Source organism: Ruegeria profundi (assembly GCF_020171505.1).
GTDB classification, from domain to species: domain Bacteria; phylum Pseudomonadota; class Alphaproteobacteria; order Rhodobacterales; family Rhodobacteraceae; genus Ruegeria; species Ruegeria profundi.
The window spans coordinates 301,684-326,158 of record NZ_JAIUZS010000004.1 but is presented as its reverse complement, the minus strand read 5'-3'; the positions used below and the strand labels follow the sequence as shown (position 1 = coordinate 326,158).

The following is a 24,475-nucleotide window of genomic DNA, read 5'->3' as shown; positions in this document are numbered from 1 at the left end:
CCCGAAGGCGCCCTAGGCCCGGGCCCGAACCCTCAGATCGTCTGATCGTAATCCCCAACGCCGGGTTCGGTCCGGATAACCGCGTCAATATCCGTGAAGATCGCGCGCATTTCATCCTCGCTCTCGCTGCTTTCGCAAACCACAACAAGGTTCGGGGTGTTCGAGGACGCGCGCACCAGACCCCAACTGCCATTGTCCAGAATGACCCGCGCGCCGTTGACGGTGACAACCTCTTTGATCGCACGGCCTGCCAGTTTTTCGCCAGCATCGGCCTTGGCAACCAGCTTATCGACCAACCGTTTGAGGATGTCGTATTTCTCGGTATCGGCGGCATAGGGCGACATGGTGGGTGTCGACCATGTCTTTGGCAACGCCTTGCGCAGGTCCGACATGCTTTGGTCAGGATTGCGGTCCATCAGCTTGCAGATTTCAACCGCCACCCGCATGCCGCAGTCATAGCCGCGGCCGATCGGTTCGGCCAGGAAGTAGTGGCCCGATTTTTCGAACCCTGCCAAAGCGTTGATTTCCTTGACCCGGCGTTTCATATGGCTGTGCCCGGTTTTCCAGTAGTCGGCTTTTGCTCCAAGCGCTTTCAGTTCCGGGTCACTGGCAAACAATCCGGTCGATTTCACGTCCGCTACGAATGTCGAGTTGGGGTAAATCTTGGCCAGATCGCGCGCCATGATCACACCGACCTTGTCGGCGAAGATCTCCTCACCCTCGTCATCCACAACGCCGCAACGGTCACCATCACCATCAAAACCCAGCGCCAGATCGGCACCACTGGATTTCAGGGTGTCGGCCATGTCGTGCAGCATCTCCATCGCTTCGGGGTTGGGGTTGTAGTTGGGGAAGCTGTAGTCGAGGCGGCTATGGCTGGGCACAACCTCGACCCCCATCCTTTCGAAAAGTTCGGGTGCAAAGGCCGAAGCGGTTCCGTTGCCGGTCGCGCAGACAACCTTTAGCGGCCGGGACATTCTGAAATCGCCTACCAGATCGTCTAGATATGCCTCTTTCACGCCATCCACGAATTCGTATGACCCGCCTCCCCGAGGCACGCCTTCGCCGTTCAGCACGATATCGCGCAGCTCTGACATTTCATCGGGGCCATGGGTCAGTGGGCGTTCAAAGCCCATTTTCACACCGGTCCAGCCATTTGGATTGTGGCTGGCGGTGACCATGGCGACCGCTGGAACATCCAGATGGAACTGCGCGAAATAGGCCATGGGGCTGAGGGCAGGGCCAATATCCTTGACCTGAATCCCCGCCTGCATCAGGCCCAGGATCAGCGCATTCTTAATCGCCAGCGAATAGTCGCGATAGTCGTTGCCAACCGCGATAACAGGCTCGATCCCGCGTTTGTACATCTGCGTGCCCAATCCCAGCCCCAGCGCTGTCATACCTGGCAAGTTAATCTCGTCAGGGTATTTCCAGCGGGCGTCATACTCGCGGAAGCCGGTGGGCTTGATCATCGGGTCGCGTAGAAAGCTCCAGGTGTTTGGGGTCACCTCTGGGATGGGTTTGGTCATGCTATCGCTCTGCTTAAATCTGAATCGGGTTGGCCTTGGCCAGCGCATCAAAACGCATCAACGTTTCAACCAACTGTGGCATCTGGTCCAAGGGGATCATGTTGGGTCCGTCGGATGGTGCGTTATCTGGGTCTTGGTGCGTTTCAATAAACACGGCACCGACACCCAACGACACTGCGGCGCGGGCCATGACCGGAGCAAATTCACGCTGGCCGCCTGATGACCCACCTTTGCCGCCGGGTTGTTGAACCGAGTGGGTTGCATCCATCACAACCGGATAGCCGGTTTGCGCCATCTGCGGCAGCGACCGCATGTCGGCGACAAGTGTGTTATATCCAAACGACGTGCCGCGTTCCGTTAACAGGATATTCTGGTTGCCCGTACTTTCGATTTTCTCAACAATATTCGGCATTTCCCACGGGGCGAGGAATTGGCCTTTTTTGACGTTCACGGCTTTGCCCGTGTTTCCCGCTGCCAACAGCATATCCGTTTGGCGGCACAGAAATGCCGGGATTTGCAGAATATCTACCGACTCAGCAGCTTGTGCGCACTGAGCTTCGGTATGAACGTCAGTCAGGACCGGAATGCCCATCCCTTTGCGGATGTCGTCCAGAACCTTCAACCCGGCGTCTATCCCCATGCCTCGTTTGCCGGTCAAAGACGTCCGGTTGGCTTTGTCGTACGAGGCCTTGAAGACATACTGCGCACCGGCGGCATCGCAGGCCTCTTTCATTTTACCGGCGATCATTTGGGCGTGATCGGCGGTTTCAAGCTGGCAAGGGCCGGCAATGATCGTCAGAGGCAGATCATTGCCGACCGTGAGGTCGGAGATTTTTACATGTTTCATGTGTCTTACGAGGATACCTGTTCACGAAGGACCGACGCGGTAAGCGAGATCATCAGGTAGATACCAGCAAATAACAGGAAAGCCAAAATCGTATTTTCGAACTTGCGTGGGTAGGTGGGTTCTTCACTGGCAACCGGGTTCACGGACACTGTCAGATAGCGAACTTTGCGGTTTGCCTCGGTGCGGGTGTTTTCCACCTGCTCCATTGCGGTTTGCATCATCAAGTCCCGCGCCGCGAGGTCGGCCTGCGCCATCTGAATTCGAACGCTCAGCCGTGCCAATGAATTCTCGCCAGCCGAGACGTCAACCATTTCAGCGTTCAGTTCGGCCAGAACTGCCTCAAGGCGCTGAATGTCGGCGCGAACGCCATCCACTTTGGCCTGGTTCGGGCGCAAATTGTCCATCAGCGCGGCCAATTGCAGTTCCTTTTCCTGCAGCTCAACTTCGATCGCGTTGATCCGCATGCGAAGGCCTGCAATCACGTTTTCAGGGTCCAGAACGGCACCCTGTAGTTGCAGTTCAATCAGGGCTTCCTGCGCTTTTCTGCGTTCTTGCTGTGCGCTTTCGAACGTGGCGATTGCATCGCGCATCTGGTCTTCGCGTTTCAACTCGCTCAACCCGTTTATGGTCTCCTCTGCGTAGGACAGCAGGCGCTCGGACAACTTGACCGACACTTCAGGACTTGGTGCCGCGACTTCCATTCGGATGATCCCGTCGCTTGGGTCGTACCCGATGGTTATCATCCGTCTGAACAGCTTGTGGGTTTCTTCTAGCGATGCGTCCTGTGGCAGGCGTTGGATCGGATCTATCCACTCCTGCTTGAAGATCTCCGAGAAGTTTGTGTCCTGCTCTAGTCGTACGAGTGCATCTTTGGATTCAAGAAATTCCTGTGTTGCGACCGAGTCCTGCGCTGTGGCGAATTGCGTCCCCGCAAGAAACCCGCCAAAAGCAGCCCCACCACCATCTGCCTGCAAGATCGAAAAGGCAGATTTGCTGGCGTACATAGGTGTTGCGTATCTGTAGAAATAGGTGCCCACAATCAACGTCGGTAGCAGGACAAAGGCGGTCAACCGCGCAAACAGGGCAAACAGCTTTCGTCTGCGGCGGCGCGCGATGTCCTTCTGTATCTGTCCAATCTCAAGATTGCGCCGTTCCGCGGGGCTTAGGTTGGGGCCAGGTAGGATCTGCGGTTGTTCCGTGACCGTCTGCGGCAGCTGAATCTTGATCTTGTCCCTTGCCTGTTCTTCGGGGTTTTTCTTACTGGCAGCCAGATCCAGAAGGTTGGCCCGTTCGAAAGGATTTATGCCCTTCAGACGCAAAAGCCGCACCGCGTCGTAGTCCGACGTTGCCTGAAGCCCATTTTTCTGCGCAAGGCGCCTTGCTACGCGCAACTGCCGGCCAGTCAAACCTTCGCTTTTGATCGTCTCGATATCCGTCGCCGGTGCTGAATCATTCGCCGCCTCGGCCGGTTGCGTCGCCGCTCTGATACGCGAAATCGCGTCAGCGCGGGCATCAGCCGAGGCCGGGTCCTGTCGGCTGCGGCGCCAGCGGTATTTTTTAGCCTTGGGTTTGGTAGTCATATAGCTGCTTCGCCTCTTCCAAGGTGTCGAACATGTAAAGATGGCCATTCAGAAGAACGGCTGCTTCCTGCGCAAATTTTTCAAGAACTTTGGGGTTGTGGGACACGATCACCAATGTTGTCGTCCGCAGCCGCTCTTTCAGAATGTCACCGGCTTTTTGGTTGAATTCGACATCGGTCGACGCCGGCATGCCTTCGTCAATCAGATACATGTCGAAGTCCAGCGCCAGCATCAGCGCAAAGGTAAAGCGCGCCCGCATACCGGTTGAATATGTGCCGAGCGGTTGAGTAAAATACTCACCCAGATTGCACAGCCAGTTGCAATAGGCTTCGACATAATCGGGGTCCATCCCGTAGATCTTGGCGATATAGCGCGCGTTTTCCAGGGCCGAGAGTTTTTTTGCGACACCGCCCGAAAACCCCATCGGAAAAGAAACCCTGCAGTTCTTTCTGATCACGCCCTCATCCGGTTTTTCAAGTCCGGCCATCATGTTGATCAGCGTCGTTTTCCCGGTTCCATTTGGCGCGAGAATGCCAATTGAGCGCCCCAGCTCAATCCGGAACGAAACCCTGTCCAGAATCACCTTGCGGCGGGTCCCGGTCCAGAAGGACTTACTGACATTCTCAAACTCAAGCATTCTCGGCCTGCTGCCCTGACGTTTGTTTGGTTTACCGCTCAGGCTGAGGCAAGCGCGGCCACCTTATGGGTCTGTCTTGGCTACAGTATGTCGAATTTTGAAACAAATGATCAATGTCCAGCAAAGCCGCCTTTTCGTTTTTGTGACATTTGAACCTGTTGGACCCTGGCTGTCTGTTGACTATCTTTCCTTTCAACCGTCAAACCATGTGATGCAGGAAGTCTTTCGATCTGATGAATTCGTTACAGGAAGAGATAGAGGCCTGCCAAATATGTGCAGAAAAGTTCCGCGCCACGCATACAGCGCACGAGCCGCGACCGGTGGTCTGGTTCAGCTCTGGCGCGCGCTTGCTGATTGCCGGCCAAGCGCCGGGCGCGCGCGTTCATGCCTCGGGGCGTCCGTTCACCGATCCTTCGGGCGACCGCCTGCGTGAGTGGTTGGGGATTGACGAAACCATTTTTTATGACCGCACGCGCGTGTCGATTGTTCCGATGGCCTTTTGCTTTCCGGGGTATAATGAGCGAAAAGCTGACCTGCCCCCGCCGCGCATCTGTGGCAAGACGTGGCATGAAAGGGTTATGCATACGCTTGGAGAGGTGCCACTGACCGTGATGGTTGGTGGCCACGCGCAAAAGTTTCATATGGGTGTTCAAGGGTCGGTCACGAATACGGTGCAGCGCTGGCGGGACTATGCGCCGCGTGTCTTTCCCTTGCCTCATCCATCCTGGCGCAATACGGCATGGCTGAAGAAAAACCCGTGGTTCGAAGCAGAACTTCTGCCGGTTTTGCGTGCGCGGGTCCAAGAGGTTTTGAATGACTGATACAACGGCGCTTGATTCAGCGCATGCCGCCATGGAGGCCAACCCGCAAGACGATGCAGCGCGCTTGCGCTTTTTTGAGCGCCTTGCGGATAGCGAGCTGTTTTTGATGCTGACCGAAGAGGCGCAGGGCGAAAGCATCTCGCCCGAGTTGTTCGATGTCGCTGATGGCCGCTTTGTTCTGGCCTTCGACCGTGAGGACAGGCTGGGCCGTTTCGCCGAACGACCCGTGCCGTATGTGGCCCTGTCGGGGCGGGTCTTGTCGTCGATGCTGTCGGGGCAGGGGATCGGTCTGGGCCTGAACCTTGAGGTCGCGCCGTCGTCGATGCTGATCCCGGCCGAGGCGTTGGGGTGGCTCGCGTCTACATTGGAACATGCACCGGAAGAGGTTCAACAGCGTCTGGCCCAGTTCCTTCCACCCGTTGGCCTGCCGGAAGACCTGCTAAAGGCGCTGGATGCAAAGCTGGCCACAGCCGTTGGTCTGGCCGAGTCCGCGTTTCTGGTGGGAACCAAGGCGGAAGACGGGGGATCGGGGCATTTGCTTGGATTCGTCGGTGCGGTCGAAGGGGCCGAGCCCGCTTTGGCCAAAGCCGCCTCGGAAGCCCTGACATTTTCAGGGATCGAAGCGGGTGCGATGGATGTCGGGTTCTTTAAACCGGATGATCCGGCGGCAGCGGCACTGGCGCGGGTTGGTCTGCGGTTCGACCTGCCAAAGCCTGAGCGGCGCGTTGTGGAACAGGTTGCTCCGGGTCGTGATCCGGAAAAACCACCTGTGCTGAAGTAAGAAAACCCCGCGACCCACTGGACCGCGGGGCGTTCACGCTATTCTGCGGCGGGTTCCAGCTTATCCTGGGTACGGGTTTCGAAATCGCTGGCGTCGTGACGCTCGTGCAGTTGGGTTTCAGGTTCGCCAAACGTGCGGTTGACCATCCGGCCCCGTTTTACGGCGGGCCGTTCGTCGATCGCTTTGGCCCAACGCATCACGTTTTTGTAGGATCCAACGTCCAGGAATTCGGCCGCGCTGTAGAGGCGACCCAAAACCAATTGGCCATACCAGGACCAGATTGCCATGTCGGCAATCGTATAGTCCTCGCCTGCGACGTAAGTGTTTTCGGCCAACTGCCGGTCCAACACATCCAACTGCCGCTTGGTTTCCATCGTGAAGCGGTTGATCGGATATTCCATTTTCTCTGGGGCATAGGCGTAGAAATGACCAAACCCGCCACCAAGATAAGGCGCGCTGCCCATTTGCCAGAATATCCAATTCATGACTTCTGTGCGCTCAGGTCCGGATTCTGGAAGGAAGGCGCCAAATTTCTCAGCCAGATGGAAGAGAATCGATGCGCTTTCAAACACACGGACAGGCGTGTCGCCTGAACGGTCCCATAGTGCAGGAATTTTCGAGTTCGGGTTGGCCCCGACAAAACCCGAGCTGAACTGATCACCGTCACCGATTTTGACCAGCCAGGCATCATATTCTGCGCCTTCGTGCCCCAGTGCCAGCAACTCCTCAAGCATCACGGTCACTTTGACGCCATTGGGGGTCGCCAGAGAGTAGAGCTGCAGTGGGTGTTTTCCGACCGGCAGGTCCTTATCGTGGGTGGCACCAGCAATGGGACGGTTGATATTGGCAAATTGCCCGCCGCTTTCACTGTCCCATGTCCAGACTTTGGGGGGTTCATACTGGGATTGGTCGGTCATATGGTCTCTTTCTCAGCAAAGTTCGGTTTACAGGTCAGTCAAACCAAACAGCTAATATTGCAACGCCCCGAGTCCAACCCCGGACGCTCGGTTAGTTTTGTAACATTTGGGTGCGCAGGCCTAACGTTTCCTCTTTAGCGGTCACACCGGCGCGAGCGGGACTGCCCAAAAGAATAAAAAGGCGTATCCTTTCAACAGATGCCAACTCTAGTGGATAAAAGGATTAACTGCATGAAACGCTTCGCCCTGACCCTAGCGACTGCTCTGACCCTTGCCGTTCCGGCATTTGCCGGTGATCAATATGTGGACGGCACCGGCTTTGCCGTTTCGGGCTATGATGTTGTGGCCTATCGCAGCCTTGATCAGGCACCTGTCGGTCAGTCTCAGCCCGAGGCCGTGCGCGGCCATGCCGATATCACTGCGGAATACAATGGTGCGACATGGGCGTTCGCGACCGAGGAAAACCGGGATAAATTCCTTGAAAATCCAGCTTACTACGCTCCCCAGTATGATGGCCACTGCGCATATGGCGTATCAAAAGGAGGCAAGGTTCCGGCAAATCCGAACCTGTGGCGGATCGTTGACGATAAACTTTATCTAAATATCACAGATGTTGTTGTTGGTTTCTGGGAAGAAGATGTCCCCGGAAATATCAACATTGCCGAAGGCAATTGGCCGGGACTCGAAGGTGATGCAGCATCGACCAGGGTTATCCCAAAATTTACGTCCGAAGGCCCAGTTTCGAACTAATTGGGGCTTTGCGAAGGATAAACCCGGCCGTCTCTTGGCCGGGTTTTTCGATTCAGTTCGGCAACCAGAAATCGTCCCGCATCCGTTGATCCGCGTCGAATTTTATGCGGACGCTTTTTGCGCCCGGAAATTTGGACGTGATAATCGCTTCCGGCACTACGACCTCGCCCGGGCCCGCATCTTTGGCCTGAAAGCTCAGTACTTCGGTTTCCGTGCGCCGTGCTGAGGCCAGGAAAGAGGTCGGCAACGCCACCCGGTTCGATCCTTCACAGACGGGCGTGGGAACGAAATATGTCAAATGGCGGCCATAAAATCCCACGGCTTCCGGAACATGGTCCGAGTCCGTTTCGTTTTGCTTGGGCGACGCCACGTCAGATTGATCTGAACTGTGCGCCAAAGCTGTGTTCAACAACACGCGGCAGGCGTCGATATCTGCGCTCTCCAGCTCAATCACACGCTTGCGCAGCTTTGGGCGACGCGGTTTGCCGGTGGTCGGGCCTTTGGTTGTCAGGCCTTCGCGGCGCAAGAAATCATAGGCTTCCTTGGCGCGGGCAAAATGCGTGCAGTCGCCATTCTTGTGATCGGGATGTGCGTGAAAGGCTATGTGTCGCCAGGCGTCCCGGATATCATCGGATCCGGCGGTCTGGTCCAGTCCAAGTGCCCCAAGCGCGTCAGCGCGGGCATTAATTTTTTCAACAGGCTCCATACCCAAATAACTCGTTAAACAAATACAACACCCTCAGTGTGCGGAGGCCTTTGAATTTGTCAAACTTTAGCGAATTTTTATCCTCGCCACGGGGACAGTAACTGTTTGTTTTAGGGGATTGTTTACATATTCATGGTGCGAGAGAATGATCTGAGACGTCGCAAAAAGCCCAGAACCTCAATGGGTTCCGGGCAAAGTGACCAACAGGGGATTGCCTCAGGCGACGTTCTGCAAGGCGGCCCTAGGCGTAATGCCCAGGGCAAAGCAGACGTCACGCGTAAGTTCTGGTCGATTCAGGGTGTAGAAGTGCAGCTTGTCCACGCCGCCCTCGATCAAATCCGAGCATAGTTCGGTGCACAAGGCAGTGGCCAGCAGGTCTTCGCGATCATCTCGAAGCGCCTTTTCAAAAGCACTCTCAATCCAGGCCGGAATATGCGCCCCGCAGCGGCGGGCAAAGTTGCGGGCCCCTTTCCAGTTTTCGATGGGCAGGATGCCGGGCACGATGGGTTTGTCAATTCCGGCCTTTTCGCACGCGTCGCGAAAGCGGAAAAAAGTCTCTGCCTCGAAAAAGAACTGGGTCAGGGCTTCGTCGGCACCCGCATCAAACTTGGCTTTGAGCCAGTCGATATCAGCGGTGAAATCCTGCGCCTCGGGGTGCCGGTCGGGATAAGCACCGACGCGAATGTTGAATTTCCCGGTGTTGGCCAGAGCTTCGATCAGTTCGACCGAATGCGCAAACCCGTCGGGATGTGGCACGAACCGATCCTGACCTTTCGGCGGATCACCACGCAACGCAACGATATCCTGCACGCCGGCGGCCGCAAAAGTATCTGCGATCTCCAGCGTTTCCTGGCGCGAGGCATCAACACAGGTCAGGTGCGCGGCCACCGGCAGGCCGGAAGATTTGTGCAAGGTGGACACAGCATCGCGGGTCAGTTCGCGGGTCGTACCACCAGCGCCATAAGTAACGGACACAAAGCGCGGCTCAAGCGGAGCCAAGGTCTGAACGGTATCCCACAGGCGGAATGAGGCCTCGAGCGTTTGCGGCGGGAAAAACTCGAATGAAATCTCTGGTTTCGTCATGTCTGCCTCACAGGTCCAATCTGTACCCCTTGTGCCAGTTTGAGCATTGTGAGACAAACTCATATTACTCAAGAACAACATGAGTCTTACTGCAATGCACATTGAATTCCGGCACCTGCGTACGATCAAGGCCATCCATGAATGCGGTGGCCTGGCCCGTGCGGCGGATCAGTTGAACATCACTCAGTCCGCATTAAGCCATCAGATCAAGGGGCTGGAGGATCAGGCCGGGGTCGAGCTGTTCCTGCGCCGGTCCAAGCCAATGAAGCTGTCAGCGGCAGGGTTGCGGCTGTTGCGTTTGGCCGAGCAGATTTTGCCGCAAGTCGAGGCGACGCAACAGGAATTTTCGTCCCTTCGGGATGGTCGTACCGGTCGCATGCACATCGCTATCGAATGTCATGCCTGTTTTGAGTGGTTGTTCCCCGTGCTAGAGGCTTTCCGGAAATCCTGGGGGGATGTGGACGTTGATATCCGTCCCGGCCTTGCGTTTGATGCGCTGCCTGCATTGCAAAAAGAAGAGGTTGACCTTGTAATCTCATCCGACCCCGAAAGCCTGCCGGGCGTCGAATTTATTGAACTGTTTGATTACGAAGCGGTTTTTGTTGCCGCCTCGTCACATAAGCTGGCGCAGAAAAAGTACATTGATGCCGATGATTTCCGCGGCCAGACTCTGATCACCTATCCGGTTGAGCGTACACGTCTAGATGTGTTCAGCCAGTTGCTGATCCCCGCTCGGGTTGAGCCTGCAGCGATCCGTCAAGTCGAACTGACTGCGGTGATCCTGTTGCTGGTCGCGTCAAACCGTGGTGTTTCGGTGCTGCCTGATTGGGTAGTGCGTGAGGTCAAGTACAATTCCGACTATGTCACGCGACCGCTGACCAAGAACGGAATCACCCGCAGGCTGTACGCAGCGGTGCGTACTGAAGACCTTGAAAAACCTTACGTGCAAGAACTGATCGAATTGGCCGGTAGCGAGGCGCGCAAGCTACAAGCGCAGTAGGTGCCAAACGCCGGTCAGCTATGCGCATCATTCCTCTTGGCAAGGTCGCATTGCCCCAGTATACGCGCGGTTTGACCGGACAGGAGCCTTTGGACAATGGTTGGCAGTGCAAACCTCAACATCATGATCAAAGCCGCGCGCAAGGCGGGGCGTTCTTTGGTCAAGGATTTTCGTGAAGTCGAGAACCTTCAGGTGTCGATGAAAGGCGCAGGCGACTTTGTTTCAAAGGCCGATATCGCCGCCGAGGCGATCCTAAAAGAGGAATTGCTTGGTGCGCGTCCAACCTATGGCTGGCTCGCCGAAGAGGGCGGCGCCATCGATGGCGAGGACCCAACCCGCCGCTGGATCGTTGATCCGTTGGATGGCACGACGAACTTCCTGCACGGCCTGCCGCATTGGGCGATCTCTATCGCTTTGGAGCACAAGGGCAAGATCGTGGCTGGCGTGATCTATGACGCCGCTAAGGATGAGATGTTCTTTGCCGAAAAAGGCGAGGGCGCGTGGATGAATGACACCCGCATTCGCGTCTCGGGCCGTCACCGCATGATCGAGTGCATTTTCTCGACCGGTCTGCCTTTTGGTGGCCGCTCGGACCTGCCTGCAACTCTGCAGGACCTTGCCCGCTTGATGCCGGTTTGTGCCGGTGTACGCCGCTGGGGCGCTGCGGCGCTGGACATGGCCTACGTGGCTGCGGGCCGCTATGAAGGCTTTTGGGAGCGTCGCCTGAACGCATGGGATTTGGCCGCCGGGATCATCATCGTGAAGGAAGCCGGTGGCCTTGTTCAGGCCTTAAATCCGGAAGGAAGCGTGATTGATGATGGTGAGGTGATCTGTTCGAACGAGCCGATCTTTGACCAATTCGCCAAAGTAATCCGCGGCTGACCATCGCTTGTTCCGGTAAAGTAAGCGCGCCCGATTGAGGCGCGCTTTTTTGTTTCGGGATTCGCTTTACAGAGTTGCCCGGCCTGCTAACCCGGCTTTGTCCGCGAGTTTTGCGGCAACTGATGCGACGGCGAGGTCTTGCAGTCCGACTCCGGTGCCGTCGAAGAGGGTGATCTCTTCGTCTGACCCACGCCCCGGGTGGTCGCCGTTGATAACGGCTCCGATCGGGGTAATCTGGTCTTTGGACAGCTGACCGTCGGCGACGGCGTGCTGCGTCTCTCCGATGGTAATCGATTGCGCTACCTCATCGGTGAATACGGTGGCATGGGCCACCAGCATAGCATCGACCTCTTGCTTGCCCTTCGTATCGGTGCCCATACATGCCAGATGGGTACCGGGTTTGATCCAGTCCTTCATCAACAAGGGTTCAAAAGCCGAGGTGATCGTAATGATGACATCTGCCTGCGCGCCAAGCTCTTCTTGGGTGACGGCCTGAAACTCCAGTCCGACCTCATGCGCGACGCCTTCCAGACGCGGCAGCATTTCGGGGTGGGGGTTCCAGGCGACAACCTTTTCAAAGTCACGATGCTCGGCGGCGGCCCGAAGCTGGAACGTGGATTGATGGCCCGCGCCGACCATTCCCAGCACTTTGGAGTCTCTGCGGGCCAGATGGGCGATGGACACGGCTGCAGACGCCGCTGTGCGGACAGCAGTCAGGTAGTTGCCGCCAACCAGCGCTGACAGCCGCCCAGTGTCGGGGTCGAACAGAAAGACGGTGGACTGGTGGTTGGTCAACCCTTTCTCGGTGTTTCCCGGCCAGTATCCACCGGATTTGACGCCCAGCACCTGACCCGCGCGGTCAAACCCGGATTTGAAACCGTAGAGCGCATCGGCATAGCCGATCGCCTCGCGGATAACAGGGAAGTTGTACGCGTCACCGCGCGCCATCGCGGCGAACACGTCTTGTACCGCGTCGAACGCCTCTTTGCGGCCAACCAACTGCTGACACAGGTCTTCGCTGACAATCAGCAGATCATTACCTGACATATCTTTCATTATCTTCCCCTCGCCTAGAAGACTTTGCCGCGTGCAGAAACAGGCCAGAGGGCTTCGACCTTGCCGTCACGCACACCCACGTACCAGTCATGGACATTTGCGGTCGGGTCACAGTGGCCGGGCACCAGATGCAGCTTTTCATTGATCTTCAGAACGCCGTGGGGGTCGGCGACTACGCCGTGTTCGTCCGAGCATTTGACGTATTCAACATCCGTTCGCCCAAAGACCACCGGAAGCCCACTGTCCACCGACTGCGCCTTGAGACCGGCATCCACGATGGCTTTGTCCGCTTTGGCATGGCTCATGACGCTGGTGAGTATAAAGAAGGCGTTTTCCCACTCACCCCGGTCGATCCGGTTGCCGTCCTTGTCCAGAATGCGGCCGTAATCGGCATCCATAAACGCGTACGAGCCGCACTGAAGCTCGTTGTAAACGCCCGAGGTGCTTTCGAAGTAGTAAGACCCGGTGCCACCACCGCCGACGATATCGCAATCCAACCCTTCGGCCTTCAACCCGTCTACAGCGTCCCTCACTTGCGCTACGGCGATGTCGATCTTGGCCTTGCGGTCTTCGTACACGTCCAAGTGCTGCATCGCACCCTGATAGGCTTGGATACCTGCGAATTTCAGGCCCGGGGCCGCGTCGATGGCCTTGGCGATGGCGATGACGTCGGGCGTGGTGGTCACACCGCAGCGACCCGCGCCGCAGTCGATTTCCACAAGACATTCGATCTGGGCGCCGTGGCGCTGTGCTGCTTCGGACAGGTCTGTCACATTGTCTATATCGTCGACACAGCAAATCGTTCGGGCCCCCAGCTTGGGCATTTGCGCAAGTCGGTCAATTTTGACTGCATCGCGCACCTGGTTCGAGACCAGAATGTCCTTGATACCACCACGGGCAAAAACTTCGGCCTCTGACACTTTCTGACAGCAGATACCGCACGCGCCGCCAAGTTCGACCTGAAGCCGCGCCACATCGACGGATTTGTGCATCTTGCCGTGCACCCGGTGGCGCATGCCGTGGGCCTTGGCATAGTCGCCCATTTTCTTGATGTTGCGTTCCAGTGCGTCCAAATCCAGAACCAATGCGGGTGTCTGGATCTCGGAGACGTCCATGCCGATGGCGGCGGGTATGTCAAAGCCGACCTCAAGCTGTTCGATGTTTACGGGCTTGTTCATGTTTTCCTCCTCAACCCCGGGTCCAGGGCAATTTGTCCAGATCCACGTTGCCGCCGGTGATGATCACACCGACACGCTTGCCTTTGAACACCTCGGGGTGCTTCAGGATCGTTGCCAGAGGCACGGCGCTGCTGGGCTCCATCACGATGCGCAGGTGTTTCCATGTGGTTTTCATCGCTGCGACAATCTCGTCTTCGCTGGCGGTGTGGATGTCGCTGACGAAGTTCGACACGAAGTGCCACGTGTTTTCCTTTAGCGGCACCTTTAGGCCGTCCGCGATAGTGTTTGGCGCATCATCGGCGATGATATGACCCGCCTTGAAGCTGCGATAGGCGTCGTCAGCCTGTTCCGGTTCTGCGGCATAAATCTGAACCTCCGGCGCAAGGTTTGAAAGCGTCAGGCAAGTGCCCGAGATCATGCCGCCGCCGCCAATAGGCGCAACCACCGCGTCCAGACCGTCGGTTTGTTCCAGCAACTCGGCCGAACAGGTCGCTTGACCTGCGATCACGCGTGGGTCGTTGTAAGGGTGTACGAACTCGCCCCCCGTGCGCGCCTGTACCTCGGCAAACACCGCCTCGCGCGAGGTAGTCGAGGGCTCGCATTCGGTGATAATCCCACCATAGCGGCGCACAGCGTCCTTTTTGGCCTGTGGCGCCGTGCGTGGCATGACCACGTTGCAGGGAATACCACGCCGGTTGGCGGCATAAGACAGGCTCAGCGCATGATTGCCCGAGGAATGAGTGGCCACACCGCGTTTGGCGGCCGCCTCATCGAGGCCAAAGACCGCGTTGCAAGCACCGCGCACCTTGAAGGCACCTGCCTCCTGAAAGTTTTCGCATTTGAAAAACAGCCGTGCACCGGTCAGATCGTCCAGATAGTCCGAGCGTAGCACGGGTGTACAGTTGATATGGGGCCGGATACGGTCGTGCGCCGCACGCATATCGGCAATGGTCAGGCTATCGGCTGTGGTCAGTGCGTCCAACATCGGGCTTCTCCTCATGCCGCGGTTTTCACGGGTGTCGTGCGGCCCGAGCGGAAATACTCCTGCGCCGCCGCAACACCGCTGCCGAGGTCGATCGGGTAGTTCAGATCAGCCATCGCCATCTCGATAGTGGCCAGACCACTTAGAACCATGACATCCGTCAGACTGCCCAAGTGACCGATGCGGAAGGCCTTGCCGTTCATCTCACCCAAGCCGACGCCAAAACTGACGCCATAGGCGTTAAAGGCATGATCGGTCAGGGCATTGCTGTCGAAGCCCTCGGGCACATAAATCGCGCTGACCGTATCCGAGTAAAGCTCGGGCGACTGCGCCACCAGGTCCAGCCCCCATGCGGCAGTGGCTTTGCGCACACCTTCGGCCAGCCGGGTATGACGTGCATAAACGTTGTCCAAGCCTTCCTCGAACAGCATATTCAGGCTTTCGCGCATTCCAAAAATTAGTTGCAGTGGTGGGGTATAGGGGAACCCGCCGGATGCGTTTGCGTTCATCATGTCTTTGAAGTCAAAGAAAGTACGCGGTAGCTTGGCGGTCTCAATGGCCGCCAGCGCCTTGGGACTGACGCATAGGATCGCCATGCCGGTTGCCAGCATGAAACCTTTCTGCGAACCCGACACCGCGATATCAACGCCCCAGTCATCGAATGCAAACGGCATCGAGGCAAGCGAACTGACGCAATCCACAAACAGCATCGCCGGATGGTCGCTGGCATCCATCGCCTTGCGCACCGCCGAAATATCCGAACGCACACCGGTTGCCGTCTCGTTGTGTGTCACCAGAACCGCCCTGATCTGATGAGCTGTGTCCGCAGCCAAGGCCTTGGCGAACTGATCCGCAGGGGCTCCGCTGCCCCAGGCGCACTCGATAATCCGCACATCGAGCCCATGCCGTTGGCACAAGTCAATCCAGCGATGGCTGAACATTCCGTAACGCGCCACCAGAACCATGTCACCGGGGCTGAGCGTATTGGTCACTGCAGCCTCCCATCCTCCGGTTCCACTGGCTGGAAAGGTTATGATCTGGCCAGAGGTCGTTCCAAATACCTTTTTGGTACCCTCAAGAACAGGTGCAAGAGTGTTCACAAAATCGGGCGCGCGGTGGTCTTGCGTCTGGACCTGCATCGCCAAGCGCAGCCGATCCGGAATATTTGTGGGGCCGGGAATAAAAACCGGGTTCTGATTGGACATCACTATATCCTTTGCTTTGGCCTGAGTGTGACGAACTTGGTTCCTTTTTGCAATTTTCTTGAAAAATATTTTCATTTTTGGATCTTAAATGCTAGCGATATGATAATAAGAAACTTTTTGTTTTTCACTTTCGCGGTGAAGATTAACGGTATGAATTTTCCTGCGGTGCAAAAAAGGAAAAGCCAAAGATGGAAAACCGGAAAAGACCGCGTGGCAGACCAAAATCGCTATTCAAGGAAAGCTCGGCCGGGACCATGCAGTCACTGGATCGGGCGCTGAACGTTCTGACAACCTTGGCCCGGATGGAGCGGGCCGTGCTAAGCGATCTGGCCCGAGAGGTAGATGTTCCAACGGCCACCACGCACCGCATTCTGGCGACATTGCAAAAGCATAGTTTTGCCGCCTTTGATGATGACCGGCAGGAATGGATGATCGGGGTTGAGGCTTATCGCTCTGGTGCCTCGTTCCTGCGCAGAAACAGCGTGATTGAAGTTGGGCGTCCTATTCTGCGGCGATTGATGGAGGAGAGCGGTGAAACGGCAAACCTCGCCGTGCCGGATGGTGCCGAGGTCGTCTTCGTCGGGCAGGTCGAAACACCCAACCCGATCCGTGCGTTTTTTCCGCCTGGCGCACGGACACCGATGTATGCTTCTGGCGCTGGCAAGGCGATCCTTTCCGCGATGAGCGAGTCAGCGTCAAGCAAGGTGATGTCGGCGGACGCCGAGCGTTTTACGTCATTCACGCTATTACCCGGCGAGGGGTTGCGAGCGGATCTGGCGGAAACGCGCGCGCGGGGTTGGTCGCATGACCATCAGGAACGGTACGAGGGGATGTCCTGTATCGGTGCCGCAATCTTCAATGACCGCGGCGAACCATGTGCGGGTGTTTCAGTATCGGGTCCTTCTGTCCGGTTCAGCCAAGACCGCGCAGCGGGGCTGGGTGCCTTGGTCAGCCGTGCAGCGCAGGAGATCACAGAGCTAAGTGGTGGCCGATTGCCGGAAAGGTCGAAGGGTTAGGACCTATTTGCGCGGGATTTTGGGTATGCGGGATTGTGTCAGCGTGTACTTGTGTTCGGGGTGGGGGGGATGGCCGTGGGTACGGCTCCAAAACCCCGGTCCGCCGCGTTTCAGCCAAAGGGGGATGCACAGCAGCAGACCCACTAAGAAACCACCCGTATGCGCCCAATAGGCGACCCCGCCCTCATCAGGGTTGCTGGCCAGGCTACCAATGAACTGGATGCCAAGCCAAAGGCCCAACATGATAAACGCCGGGATCGTGAAAATCCGAAAATACACGATCAGGATCAGCAAGACGTCCACGCGGGCCTTGGGGAAAAGCAGCAGATACCCTCCCATCACCCCTGCGATCGCACCGGATGCGCCAATGGTCGGAACGACGGAACCCGGCGCGGAGGCAATGTGGATCAGACCCGCGCCAATACCGGCGGCCAAGTAGAACAGCAAAAAGGGCAGGTGCCCCATCTCATCTTCAAGGTTGTCGCCGAAAATCCACAGAAACAGCATGTTACCCGCCAGATGCATCCATCCACCATGTAGGAACATCGAGGTCACAAGAGTTTCGAAAGCGAAGCCGTCCGTGATCCGGGCTGGAATGATAGCATAGTCGAAATACAGCTGATTGATCAGTCGTGCGTTCTCCATGATCCCGACATAGCTGAAGAAAATCAGGATATTGGCGGCCATCAGCAGGTAGACGACATAGGGCGTGCGCCCCGAAGGATTATGGTCACGGATCGGAAACATGGGGCGACGCTGGGCTTTTCCCGGCCCAGCGTCAAGGTCCTGTTACGCCGCACCGCCAAGCAGGGCCGCGTTTCCACCCGCAGCGGTGGTGTCGACACAAACGTGACGCTCTCCGATAACGCGCGCGCGGTCGGGCTGACCGGGGATCAGCGGCAGGATTGGCCCTGTGCGACGGGCCAGATGGCGTTCGATTTCACGCGCGGTATCTTCGTCCCCCCACCACAGAACGCCCGAGACTCCGGTGACGTTTTCCAACCTGTGCAGGTCGATCATGCCAGTTGCCCGGATGGCGGCGCCGCCTAAAGCTTCGACCGCTTTGGCCTGCGCCTGTGCAGCATCCGCACCCGGCCCCATACACAGAAGGGGAGTGCGAGGGAATTCGCTCAGCCGGTTGGACTCGCCCGTTGGGCCGGGCAAGGATTGGGTGCGTACCGCAATGGCTCGTCCCTCAGGGGTGGGTAGCGTGCTCATCGTGCTTTCCCAATCTGCGGTACTGCTTTGACGATCTGGCTTGCAGAACCGTGTCATGTAATTTGGCCCGCCCGCCTTGGGGCCGGTGCCTGACAGACCCTCACCACCGAAGGGCTGCGATCCGACAATTGCACCAATCTGGTTGCGATTGACGTAGATGTTGCCCGCATGAACGGCCTCGGTGATGTGCTGTACACGGTCGTCAATGCGCGTGTGCAAGCCGAAGGTCAGTCCATAGCCGGTGGCGTTGATATCTGCGATGACCTGATCAATTTCAGATGCCTTGAACCGTGCAACATGCAGGACGGGGCCAAAGACTTCACGCTCCAACGCGGCAATGCCGGGGATTTCAATCAAGGTTGGCGCGATGAAAGTCCCCTCGGGCGGCGTATTCAATTCTTTGAGGACCTGCCCCTTCGCCCGTGCCTGCGCAATGTGATCTGCAATGCCCTGACGGGCATCCTCGTCAATCACCGGGCCGCAATCGGTTGACAAATGCCAAGGGTCACCGACCGTCAGCGCCTCCATCGCGCCGGTCAGCATGGCCAGCAGGTCTTTGGCGATATCTTCCTGTACGTATAGGCACCGCAAGGCCGAGCATCGCTGCCCCGCCGACTGAAACGCGCTTTCGATGATGGCTTGCACAGCTTGCTCGGGCAGGGCGGTGCTATCCACGATCATTGCGTTCAACCCGCCTGTTTCTGCGATCAAGGGCGTGCCCGGCCGCATATGTTCGGCCATCGCCGCTCGGATTTTCAGGGCGGTGGCCGTCGATCCGGTAAACGCCACCCCCGACACGCGCGGATCAGATGTCAGCGCGGCCCCGACCGACGGACCACCGGGAAGCAATTGCAGCGCGTCGCGCGGTACTCCGGCCTCGTGCATCAGTTGCACAGCCCGATGCGCGATCAGCGGCGTCTGCGGGGCAGGCTTGGCCAAAACCGCGTTGCCGGTCGCCAAAGCAGCCGAGATTTGGCCGGTGAAAATCGCCAGTGGGAAGTTCCATGGGCTGATGCAGGTAAAAGTACCTGCCGGATCAGCATCGGGGATATTTGCCGCGTAATAGCGTAGGAAGTCCACCGCCTCGCGCAGTTCAGCAACTGCATCGGGAACGGACTTACCCGCCTCACGGGCTAGAAGCGCGAATAACTCTCCGAAATGGGTTTCATAGAGGTCGGCAGCCTTGTTCAAGATCCGTGCACGCTCGGCCGCGGGGGATTGCCAGGGGCAGGCGGAGGCAAGAGCCAGTTCAACATCGCGCGAGCTGGCCGGGGCGACTGCGCCGGGTCGATCCAAGGGTTGCGCCGGGTTCAGAATAGGCTGGCCAGCTTCTGGATGCGCCATTTCGGACAAAATTGGCTGTGCTTGCCACTGATGCGCGCGAAACGCATCACGGGCGGCGTCGATCTTGTCAAGCGTGGGTGTGTGATGCAGGTCGAACCCCATGGAATTTGGCCGCTCGGGCTGAAACAATTCGGGGCCAGTTGGCAGGTGCGGTTTCGGCTTGTGGATTGCGTCGAACGGATCTGCAGCCACGGTTTCCGGTGGCACATTCTCGTCCACAATTTGGTTCACGAAAGACGAGTTCGCGCCGTTCTCCAAAAGACGCCGCACCAGATAGGCCAGAAGGTCTCGATGCGCCCCTACCGGTGCGTAGATACGGCAGCGGGTCTTGCTTTGATCCTTCACGATACGGTGCAAGGTCTCGCCCATCCCGTGCAGGCGCTGAAATTCGAACGGCTGCCCGTCGGCCATATGCAAGATGGCACTGACTGTGTGGGCATTATGGGTCGCGAACTGGGGGTAAATCCGGTCGGTCATGCCCAACAGCTTGCGCGCATTGGCGATATACGAGACATCGGTGACCGCCTTCTGTGTGAACACCGGGAAGCCATCGACGCCTTCGACTTGGGCGCGCTTGATCTCTGTATCCCAATACGCGCCCTTGACTAACCGTACCATCAGTTGACGATCATGCCGCGCGGCCATTTCGTACAGTGTATCAAGCACGACTCCGGCGCGCGGGCCATAGGCCTGAACAACGATCCCGAAACCGTGCCACCCGGCCAGCGCAGGTTCGGCCATCACCGCCTCGATCACCTGTAGGGACAGTGAAAGACGGTCTGCTTCTTCGGCGTCTACGTTCAATCCCATACCGGCAGCCTTAGCAAGAAGGCACAGCGCCCGCAGTCGAGGGACCAGCTCATCCATCACCCGTTTTTCCTGCGCCAATTCATATCGCGGATGCAGGGCTGACAATTTCACTGATATCCCCGGATTTGCGCGGATGTCGTCATGGGTGCAGGCGTCTGCAATCGCCGCAATCGCGCGCGAGTAAGACAGGTGATAGCGGGCCGCGTCGGCCTCGGTGCGTGCTGCTTCGCCCAGCATGTCGTAGGAATAGGTGTATCCCTTAGCCTCCATCCCGCGGGCGCGGTCCATCGCGGACTGGATGGATTCGCCGAGAACGAATTGCCGCCCCATTTCCTTCATCGCGCGGCCCACAGCGGTGCGAATAACCGGCTCTCCCAGCCGTTTTATCGCCCCCCGCAGCGCGCTGACCGGAGAGGTTTTCCCCTCATCCAGCACCTTGCCCGTCAGCATCAGCGCCCAAGTCGATGCATTGACCAACGAAGACGAGGACCGGCCCAGATGCTTGCCCCAGTCCGACGGCGCGATCTTATCCTCGATCAACGCGTCGATCGTGTCGGCGTCAGGTACGCGCAACAGCGCCTCGGCCAGGCACATCAGCGCAACGCCCTCGTCGGTGGACAGGCCGTATTCCGCAAGGAATACCTCCATCATTCCGGGCGAGGTGCTTGAGCGGATGTCGCGCACCAACTGCGCTGCAGTTGCGCAAATAGCGGCGCGGTCGGCCTTGGACAGGTCGGCCTGCTTGATCAAATGGTCGAGAATAACGGACTGATCGGCATAGGTCTGACCGTCGATATGCGTGCGCAGGCTGTGTGTCATGTATCCTCCGGGCTTTTGTAGAGTATACAGTCGATTTTTCAGGACAGTCGGTTTAAATCTCGATTCTGACAGGCGATTGACCTGAAATTTTGAGGTGTGGCAATGCAAATGAACCGTCCCGATCTGGATCGGTTTGACCGTTTGATCCTGAAGATTCTGGCCGAGGATGGGCGCATCTCGGTCGCTGATCTTGCACGGCGCATCGGATTGTCGAAATCGCCAACTCAAGCGCGGGTAAAAAGGCTTGAATCCGAAGGGATCATCGCCGGCTACCGCGCTTTGCTGGATCCGATCCGCCTTGGGCTGGACCATGTTGCCTTTGTCGAGGTCCGCCTGACCGATACGCGCGAAAAGGCACTGGCCGAGTTCAATGCAGCGGTGCGCAAAGTGGCAGAGATCGAGCAAGCCCATATGATTGCGTCGAATTTCGACTATCTGCTGAAAATCCGAACAGGCTCGATGTCGGAATACCGCGCGGTTCTGGCCGAAAAGATTTCGTCCCTTCCGCATGTCGCCAACACGTCAACTTTTGTTGCGATGGAGGCCGTGAAAGAAACAGGCGTTTCAGGGGCGCTTGACGGGATGGGTTGACGAATGAACTGACGGCGTCACTTTTGGTGTATGAAACAGATCGCCGTCGCCTCAATCCTTCTCATCGTGTCTTCAGCCGCAAATGCTCAGGACTGCCCCGCCGCCCCGGATCATACCGATGGCATCAGCGGCGTGCTGGCGCAAATCCAACAGGCCGACACTGAACAGGCTGCCCGCGCCCTGTCGAGCCAATTGTGGGAATTCTGGGCCGACGCGCCGGATCAAAGTGCACAAACGGTGCTGGACCGGGGTATGTCGCGCCTCAGAGCATCGGACTTGTCGGGTGCGATTGAAGATTTCAACAAGCTGATCGCTTACTGCCCGTCTTACGCCGAAGGGTACAATCAGCGCGCATTTGCAAATTACCTGCGGCACGACTTTAAAGCCGCATTGCCCGATCTGGACAAGGCCATCGAGCTGTCCCCGAACCACGTTGCTGCCATAAGTGGCCGCGCGCTGACACTGTTGGGTTTGCGACGGATCGAAGAAGCGCGCGAGGCTTTGAACGAGGCGCTGGAACTGAACCCGTGGCTATCCGAACGTCACTTGCTGGCGACCGGCGGACCATTGGAGCCGCCGGGTCAGGATATTTGATGAAAAAAACGCCCCCTAAGCCGCTTGGCTTGGGGGCGCTTCAGAAAGATTTAACCAACCAGGCCGTTGTCAGAACGCTTGATCGCAATCACCGCCGACCGCGGCGTACCGCCATCCGGCCAGTTGCTGCCTGGGTGCTGAATGCCAACAAACATGGTCCTCAGATCGGTTGACCAGGCCAGACCTGTGACCTCACAGCCATTCGGTCCGGTCATGAAACGAGCGATTTCACCTGTGACCGGGTCGCCGACCAACATCTGGTTGTTGCCGTTGCCAGCGAAGTCTTCTTCGTTGTCATCATTGCCGTCCGTCTGAATCCAGACCAGGCCGGTTGAGTCGATGGCCATGCCGTCAGGCGAGTTGAACAGGTTGCCTTCGTTGACATTCGCCGACCCGGCGCGCTCATCTGAATGCACCGCCGGATTGCCCGCCATGACATACAGATCCCAGTCAAAGCTCTCAGAGGCATGATCGTCATTCGACGGACGCCAGCGCACGATCTGACCATACTTGTTAGCCTCTCGCGGGTTGGGCCCGTTGACTGCGGTGTCGTCGCCACCGGCATTGGGCTTCACACCGCGGTTCTTATTGTTTGTCAGGCAGCAGTAAGCTTCCACCGCGACCGGGCTTGAGGCCACCCATTCGGGACGGTCCATGGTGGTGCCGCCCGCAGCCGATGCAGCCATGCGGGTGAAAATCAGAATCTCGGCCGCGTCCATACCGGTGGTTTCCGGGGTCAGGGGCAGCCATTCGCCGGTCGCGTCGTCGTTGAACTTGGCGACATAAAGCGTTCCGTCGTTCAGCAGACCCTCGGTCTCAGCACCCGGTCGATAGGTGTCGTTCGAGACAAATTTGTACAAGTATTCGCCGCGCTCATCATCGCCCATGTAGACGACCACGCGACCGTCAGCGGCCAGTGTCACCTCGGCATTTTCGTGTTTGAAACGGCCCAGGCCGGTGTGCTTGACCGGCGTGCTGTCCGGTTTTGTCGGGTCGATTTCCACGATCCAGCCAGCGCGGTGCGGCTCATTGGGGTTTTTCGACGTGTCAAAACGCGGATCGAACAGCTCGTAGAAATTCCAGCTTTCTGCTTTGATGCCATACCGCGCGAAGCCCTCGGCGACTTTCGGGTCGTAGCTGGCGTTTTCATCGGTCGAGCCGAAGTAGCCGTTAAAATTCTCTTCGCAGGTCAGATAGGTACCCCACGGCGTCTTGCCCGAACCGCAGTTGTTCATGGTGCCCAGCGATGCGGTGCCGGTTGGATCGGCTTTGGTCTTTAGCAGATCGTGCCCAGCTGCGGGGCCCACGATCTTCATCGGGGTGTTGTGGTGAATACGGCGGTTGAAGGGGCTGTCTTGGACGACCGACCATCCGTCTGCACCTTCAGCGATTTCCATGACAGTCACGCCCTGAATGTTCTGGAGTTTCAGAACATCGTCGGCACTGGCCGGGACACCTTCTTGCGCGGCGGGCAAGTTGATGTTGAGGTTTGGATATTCATGGTTGATCGCAATCAGCTCATGACCCTTGAACGAGAATGTCTCCATCCCATCCGTGTTTTCACCAAAAACCATGTCGGAGTTCTCGACCGGGCCACCTTCGGTGACGTCATAGCCATCGGCCGCCGAGAATAGCGGGTCGCCCCAGCGCATCAGCATTTTCCACTCATACCCTTCGGGCACATGAACGGCACCGTCTGTCTGTGCTGGGATCGGAGTGAAAGCAAAGCGCGAGGCGCTGATGGCGTGGGCTGCGGTCGACCCCAAAAGGCCGGCACCCATGGCTGCTGCGCCCGATCCAAAGGCCAGCACGCCGCCCAAAAAACCACGACGCGAGATGGCGCGTTCAACAACGAGGTCAAAATCGTTTTCCTCGGGGCGGGGGAAGTGCAGCTCGTCCCAGTCGTCGGCGGACATAGTTGTGAGATCAACGTTTTTCACGGATGGCTCCTGGCTGTCTGAAAAAGAATGAGACGGACTTAGGTCGGGAGTGTGACGACCTGATAACAGCAGTGTAAAAGATATGCTTCATGCTGCAGAAAGCCAGAGTGCGGCGAAACGGCACGATGAATCGCCCGTTCGGCGCAGGTCGGGTGTTGCAGCGAAACTTTCAGAAATCGCCTTGCGAAA

General features: G+C 57.7%; 22 protein-coding genes. 8 read left to right on the top strand and 14 right to left on the bottom strand.

The window, feature by feature from the left end:
- Positions 1 to 32 precede the first annotated feature (32 nt).
- Genes LCM21_RS11925 through LCM21_RS11910 form a run of 4 tightly spaced genes read right to left on the bottom strand, consistent with a single transcriptional unit; the run spans position 33 to position 4,593 of the window.
- Positions 33 to 1,529, bottom strand: coding sequence for a phosphomannomutase/phosphoglucomutase (locus LCM21_RS11925; RefSeq protein ID WP_224890804.1), 1,497 nt, complete (start codon positions 1,527 to 1,529; stop codon positions 33 to 35).
- 13 nt (positions 1,530 to 1,542) lie between these two features.
- Positions 1,543 to 2,376 carry a 3-deoxy-8-phosphooctulonate synthase gene (gene kdsA / locus LCM21_RS11920; RefSeq protein WP_224890803.1) on the bottom strand — a complete coding sequence of 278 codons (834 nt, stop codon included), beginning with the start codon at positions 2,374 to 2,376 and terminating at the stop codon, positions 1,543 to 1,545.
- Positions 2,377 to 2,381: 5 nt separating this feature from the next.
- On the bottom strand, positions 2,382 to 3,956 hold the full coding sequence (locus LCM21_RS11915; RefSeq protein WP_224890802.1) for a KpsE/RkpR family capsule polysaccharide export protein: 1,575 nt from the start codon (positions 3,954 to 3,956) through the stop codon (positions 2,382 to 2,384).
- The gene (locus LCM21_RS11910) at positions 3,934 to 4,593 is read right to left on the bottom strand and encodes an ABC transporter ATP-binding protein (RefSeq protein WP_068336081.1); all 660 of its coding nucleotides are present in this window, start codon (positions 4,591 to 4,593) and stop codon (positions 3,934 to 3,936) included. The genes LCM21_RS11915 and LCM21_RS11910 overlap by 23 nt, the downstream gene beginning before the upstream one ends.
- 233 nt (positions 4,594 to 4,826) lie before the next feature.
- Here LCM21_RS11910 and LCM21_RS11905 point away from each other — a divergent pair, with 233 nt between their 5' ends.
- Positions 4,827 to 5,414, top strand: a complete 588-nt coding sequence (locus LCM21_RS11905) for a uracil-DNA glycosylase family protein (protein ID WP_224890801.1) — start codon at positions 4,827 to 4,829, stop codon at positions 5,412 to 5,414.
- Entirely contained in the window at positions 5,407 to 6,195 is a 789-nt protein-coding gene (locus tag LCM21_RS11900; RefSeq protein ID WP_224890800.1) for an SseB family protein, read from the top strand. Before LCM21_RS11905 ends, LCM21_RS11900 begins: the two co-directional genes overlap by 8 nt.
- A gap of 38 nt (positions 6,196 to 6,233) precedes the next feature.
- Here the strand turns inward: LCM21_RS11900 and yghU are convergent, their stop codons facing one another.
- On the bottom strand, positions 6,234 to 7,112 hold the full coding sequence (yghU, locus tag LCM21_RS11895) for a glutathione-dependent disulfide-bond oxidoreductase (RefSeq protein ID WP_224890799.1): 879 nt from the start codon (positions 7,110 to 7,112) through the stop codon (positions 6,234 to 6,236).
- 231 nt (positions 7,113 to 7,343) lie between these two features.
- Here yghU and LCM21_RS11890 point away from each other — a divergent pair, with 231 nt between their 5' ends.
- Positions 7,344 to 7,862 (top strand): YHS domain-containing (seleno)protein, encoded by a 519-nt coding sequence (locus LCM21_RS11890; RefSeq protein ID WP_224890798.1) that lies wholly within the window; start codon positions 7,344 to 7,346, stop codon positions 7,860 to 7,862.
- Between the two features lie 52 nt (positions 7,863 to 7,914).
- Here LCM21_RS11890 and LCM21_RS11885 read toward each other — a convergent pair whose 3' ends face one another.
- Positions 7,915 to 8,568 carry a DnaJ domain-containing protein gene (locus LCM21_RS11885; protein ID WP_224890797.1) on the bottom strand — a complete coding sequence of 218 codons (654 nt, stop codon included), beginning with the start codon at positions 8,566 to 8,568 and terminating at the stop codon, positions 7,915 to 7,917.
- A 216-nt stretch (positions 8,569 to 8,784) separates the two neighbouring features.
- Positions 8,785 to 9,651, bottom strand: a complete 867-nt coding sequence (gene metF / locus LCM21_RS11880) for a methylenetetrahydrofolate reductase [NAD(P)H] (protein ID WP_224890796.1) — start codon at positions 9,649 to 9,651, stop codon at positions 8,785 to 8,787.
- 94 nt (positions 9,652 to 9,745) lie between these two features.
- Here metF and LCM21_RS11875 point away from each other — a divergent pair, with 94 nt between their 5' ends.
- Both LCM21_RS11875 and LCM21_RS11870 read left to right on the top strand, forming a co-directional pair.
- Entirely contained in the window at positions 9,746 to 10,651 is a 906-nt protein-coding gene (locus tag LCM21_RS11875) for a LysR family transcriptional regulator (RefSeq protein WP_068336058.1), read from the top strand.
- Positions 10,652 to 10,747: 96 nt separating this feature from the next.
- A complete protein-coding gene (locus LCM21_RS11870; protein WP_224890795.1) occupies positions 10,748 to 11,533 on the top strand; it encodes an inositol monophosphatase family protein in 786 nt (261 codons plus the stop codon).
- Between the two features lie 66 nt (positions 11,534 to 11,599).
- Here LCM21_RS11870 and bhcD read toward each other — a convergent pair whose 3' ends face one another.
- Genes bhcD through bhcA form a run of 4 tightly spaced genes read right to left on the bottom strand, consistent with a single transcriptional unit; the run spans position 11,600 to position 15,954 of the window.
- Positions 11,600 to 12,589 carry an iminosuccinate reductase BhcD gene (bhcD, locus tag LCM21_RS11865; RefSeq protein ID WP_224890794.1) on the bottom strand — a complete coding sequence of 330 codons (990 nt, stop codon included), beginning with the start codon at positions 12,587 to 12,589 and terminating at the stop codon, positions 11,600 to 11,602.
- A gap of 14 nt (positions 12,590 to 12,603) precedes the next feature.
- Positions 12,604 to 13,767: a 3-hydroxy-D-aspartate aldolase BhcC gene (gene bhcC, locus LCM21_RS11860; RefSeq protein ID WP_224890793.1), complete on the bottom strand. Its 1,164-nt coding sequence runs from the start codon at positions 13,765 to 13,767 to the stop codon at positions 12,604 to 12,606.
- A 10-nt stretch (positions 13,768 to 13,777) separates the two neighbouring features.
- Complete coding sequence (gene bhcB, locus LCM21_RS11855; protein ID WP_224890792.1) at positions 13,778 to 14,752, bottom strand: beta-hydroxyaspartate dehydratase BhcB; 975 nt, start codon at positions 14,750 to 14,752, stop codon at positions 13,778 to 13,780.
- Positions 14,753 to 14,763: 11 nt separating this feature from the next.
- Positions 14,764 to 15,954, bottom strand: a complete 1,191-nt coding sequence (gene bhcA, locus LCM21_RS11850; protein ID WP_224890791.1) for an L-aspartate--glyoxylate aminotransferase BhcA — start codon at positions 15,952 to 15,954, stop codon at positions 14,764 to 14,766.
- A gap of 188 nt (positions 15,955 to 16,142) precedes the next feature.
- Between bhcA and LCM21_RS11845 the strand changes: the two genes are divergently transcribed.
- On the top strand, positions 16,143 to 16,970 hold the full coding sequence (locus LCM21_RS11845) for an IclR family transcriptional regulator (protein ID WP_224890790.1): 828 nt from the start codon (positions 16,143 to 16,145) through the stop codon (positions 16,968 to 16,970).
- Positions 16,971 to 16,973: 3 nt separating this feature from the next.
- Here LCM21_RS11845 and LCM21_RS11840 read toward each other — a convergent pair whose 3' ends face one another.
- Together LCM21_RS11840 and putA are read right to left on the bottom strand one after the other, a co-directional pair.
- Entirely contained in the window at positions 16,974 to 17,717 is a 744-nt protein-coding gene (locus LCM21_RS11840; RefSeq protein ID WP_224890789.1) for a rhomboid family intramembrane serine protease, read from the bottom strand.
- A gap of 42 nt (positions 17,718 to 17,759) precedes the next feature.
- Positions 17,760 to 21,161: a bifunctional proline dehydrogenase/L-glutamate gamma-semialdehyde dehydrogenase PutA gene (gene putA, locus LCM21_RS11835; protein WP_224890788.1), complete on the bottom strand. Its 3,402-nt coding sequence runs from the start codon at positions 21,159 to 21,161 to the stop codon at positions 17,760 to 17,762.
- Positions 21,162 to 21,263: 102 nt separating this feature from the next.
- On the opposite strand from putA, the gene LCM21_RS11830 reads away from it, so the two are divergent.
- Together LCM21_RS11830 and LCM21_RS11825 are read left to right on the top strand one after the other, a co-directional pair.
- Complete coding sequence (locus LCM21_RS11830) at positions 21,264 to 21,752, top strand: Lrp/AsnC family transcriptional regulator (protein ID WP_224890787.1); 489 nt, start codon at positions 21,264 to 21,266, stop codon at positions 21,750 to 21,752.
- 30 nt (positions 21,753 to 21,782) lie between these two features.
- Positions 21,783 to 22,346, top strand: a complete 564-nt coding sequence (locus LCM21_RS11825; RefSeq protein WP_224890786.1) for a tetratricopeptide repeat protein — start codon at positions 21,783 to 21,785, stop codon at positions 22,344 to 22,346.
- Between the two features lie 50 nt (positions 22,347 to 22,396).
- Here LCM21_RS11825 and LCM21_RS11820 read toward each other — a convergent pair whose 3' ends face one another.
- Entirely contained in the window at positions 22,397 to 24,286 is a 1,890-nt protein-coding gene (locus LCM21_RS11820) for a PhoX family protein (RefSeq protein WP_224890785.1), read from the bottom strand.
- Positions 24,287 to 24,475 lie beyond the last annotated feature (189 nt).

Bases quoted from the DNA above. Each gene is read 5' to 3' on its own strand.
- LCM21_RS11925 (WP_224890804.1), bottom strand. From the start codon at position 1,529: ATGACCAAACCCATCCCAGAGGTGACCCCAAACACCTGGAGCTTTCTA.
- LCM21_RS11910 (WP_068336081.1), bottom strand. From the start codon at position 4,593: ATGCTTGAGTTTGAGAATGTCAGTAAGTCCTTCTGGACCGGGACCCGC.
- metF (WP_224890796.1), bottom strand. From the start codon at position 9,651: ATGACGAAACCAGAGATTTCATTCGAGTTTTTCCCGCCGCAAACGCTC.
- LCM21_RS11885 (WP_224890797.1), bottom strand. From the start codon at position 8,568: ATGGAGCCTGTTGAAAAAATTAATGCCCGCGCTGACGCGCTTGGGGCA.
- LCM21_RS11870 (WP_224890795.1), top strand. From the start codon at position 10,748: ATGGTTGGCAGTGCAAACCTCAACATCATGATCAAAGCCGCGCGCAAG.
- LCM21_RS11905 (WP_224890801.1), top strand. From the start codon at position 4,827: ATGAATTCGTTACAGGAAGAGATAGAGGCCTGCCAAATATGTGCAGAA.
- bhcA (WP_224890791.1), bottom strand. From the start codon at position 15,954: ATGTCCAATCAGAACCCGGTTTTTATTCCCGGCCCCACAAATATTCCG.
- putA (WP_224890788.1), bottom strand. From the start codon at position 21,161: ATGACACACAGCCTGCGCACGCATATCGACGGTCAGACCTATGCCGAT.
- LCM21_RS11890 (WP_224890798.1), top strand. From the start codon at position 7,344: ATGAAACGCTTCGCCCTGACCCTAGCGACTGCTCTGACCCTTGCCGTT.
- bhcD (WP_224890794.1), bottom strand. From the start codon at position 12,589: ATGAAAGATATGTCAGGTAATGATCTGCTGATTGTCAGCGAAGACCTG.
- LCM21_RS11915 (WP_224890802.1), bottom strand. From the start codon at position 3,956: ATGACTACCAAACCCAAGGCTAAAAAATACCGCTGGCGCCGCAGCCGA.
- yghU (WP_224890799.1), bottom strand. From the start codon at position 7,112: ATGACCGACCAATCCCAGTATGAACCCCCCAAAGTCTGGACATGGGAC.
- LCM21_RS11825 (WP_224890786.1), top strand. From the start codon at position 21,783: ATGAAACAGATCGCCGTCGCCTCAATCCTTCTCATCGTGTCTTCAGCC.
- LCM21_RS11875 (WP_068336058.1), top strand. From the start codon at position 9,746: ATGCACATTGAATTCCGGCACCTGCGTACGATCAAGGCCATCCATGAA.
- bhcC (WP_224890793.1), bottom strand. From the start codon at position 13,767: ATGAACAAGCCCGTAAACATCGAACAGCTTGAGGTCGGCTTTGACATA.
- kdsA (WP_224890803.1), bottom strand. From the start codon at position 2,376: ATGAAACATGTAAAAATCTCCGACCTCACGGTCGGCAATGATCTGCCT.
- LCM21_RS11830 (WP_224890787.1), top strand. From the start codon at position 21,264: ATGCAAATGAACCGTCCCGATCTGGATCGGTTTGACCGTTTGATCCTG.
- LCM21_RS11845 (WP_224890790.1), top strand. From the start codon at position 16,143: ATGGAAAACCGGAAAAGACCGCGTGGCAGACCAAAATCGCTATTCAAG.
- LCM21_RS11840 (WP_224890789.1), bottom strand. From the start codon at position 17,717: ATGTTTCCGATCCGTGACCATAATCCTTCGGGGCGCACGCCCTATGTC.
- bhcB (WP_224890792.1), bottom strand. From the start codon at position 14,752: ATGTTGGACGCACTGACCACAGCCGATAGCCTGACCATTGCCGATATG.
- LCM21_RS11900 (WP_224890800.1), top strand. From the start codon at position 5,407: ATGACTGATACAACGGCGCTTGATTCAGCGCATGCCGCCATGGAGGCC.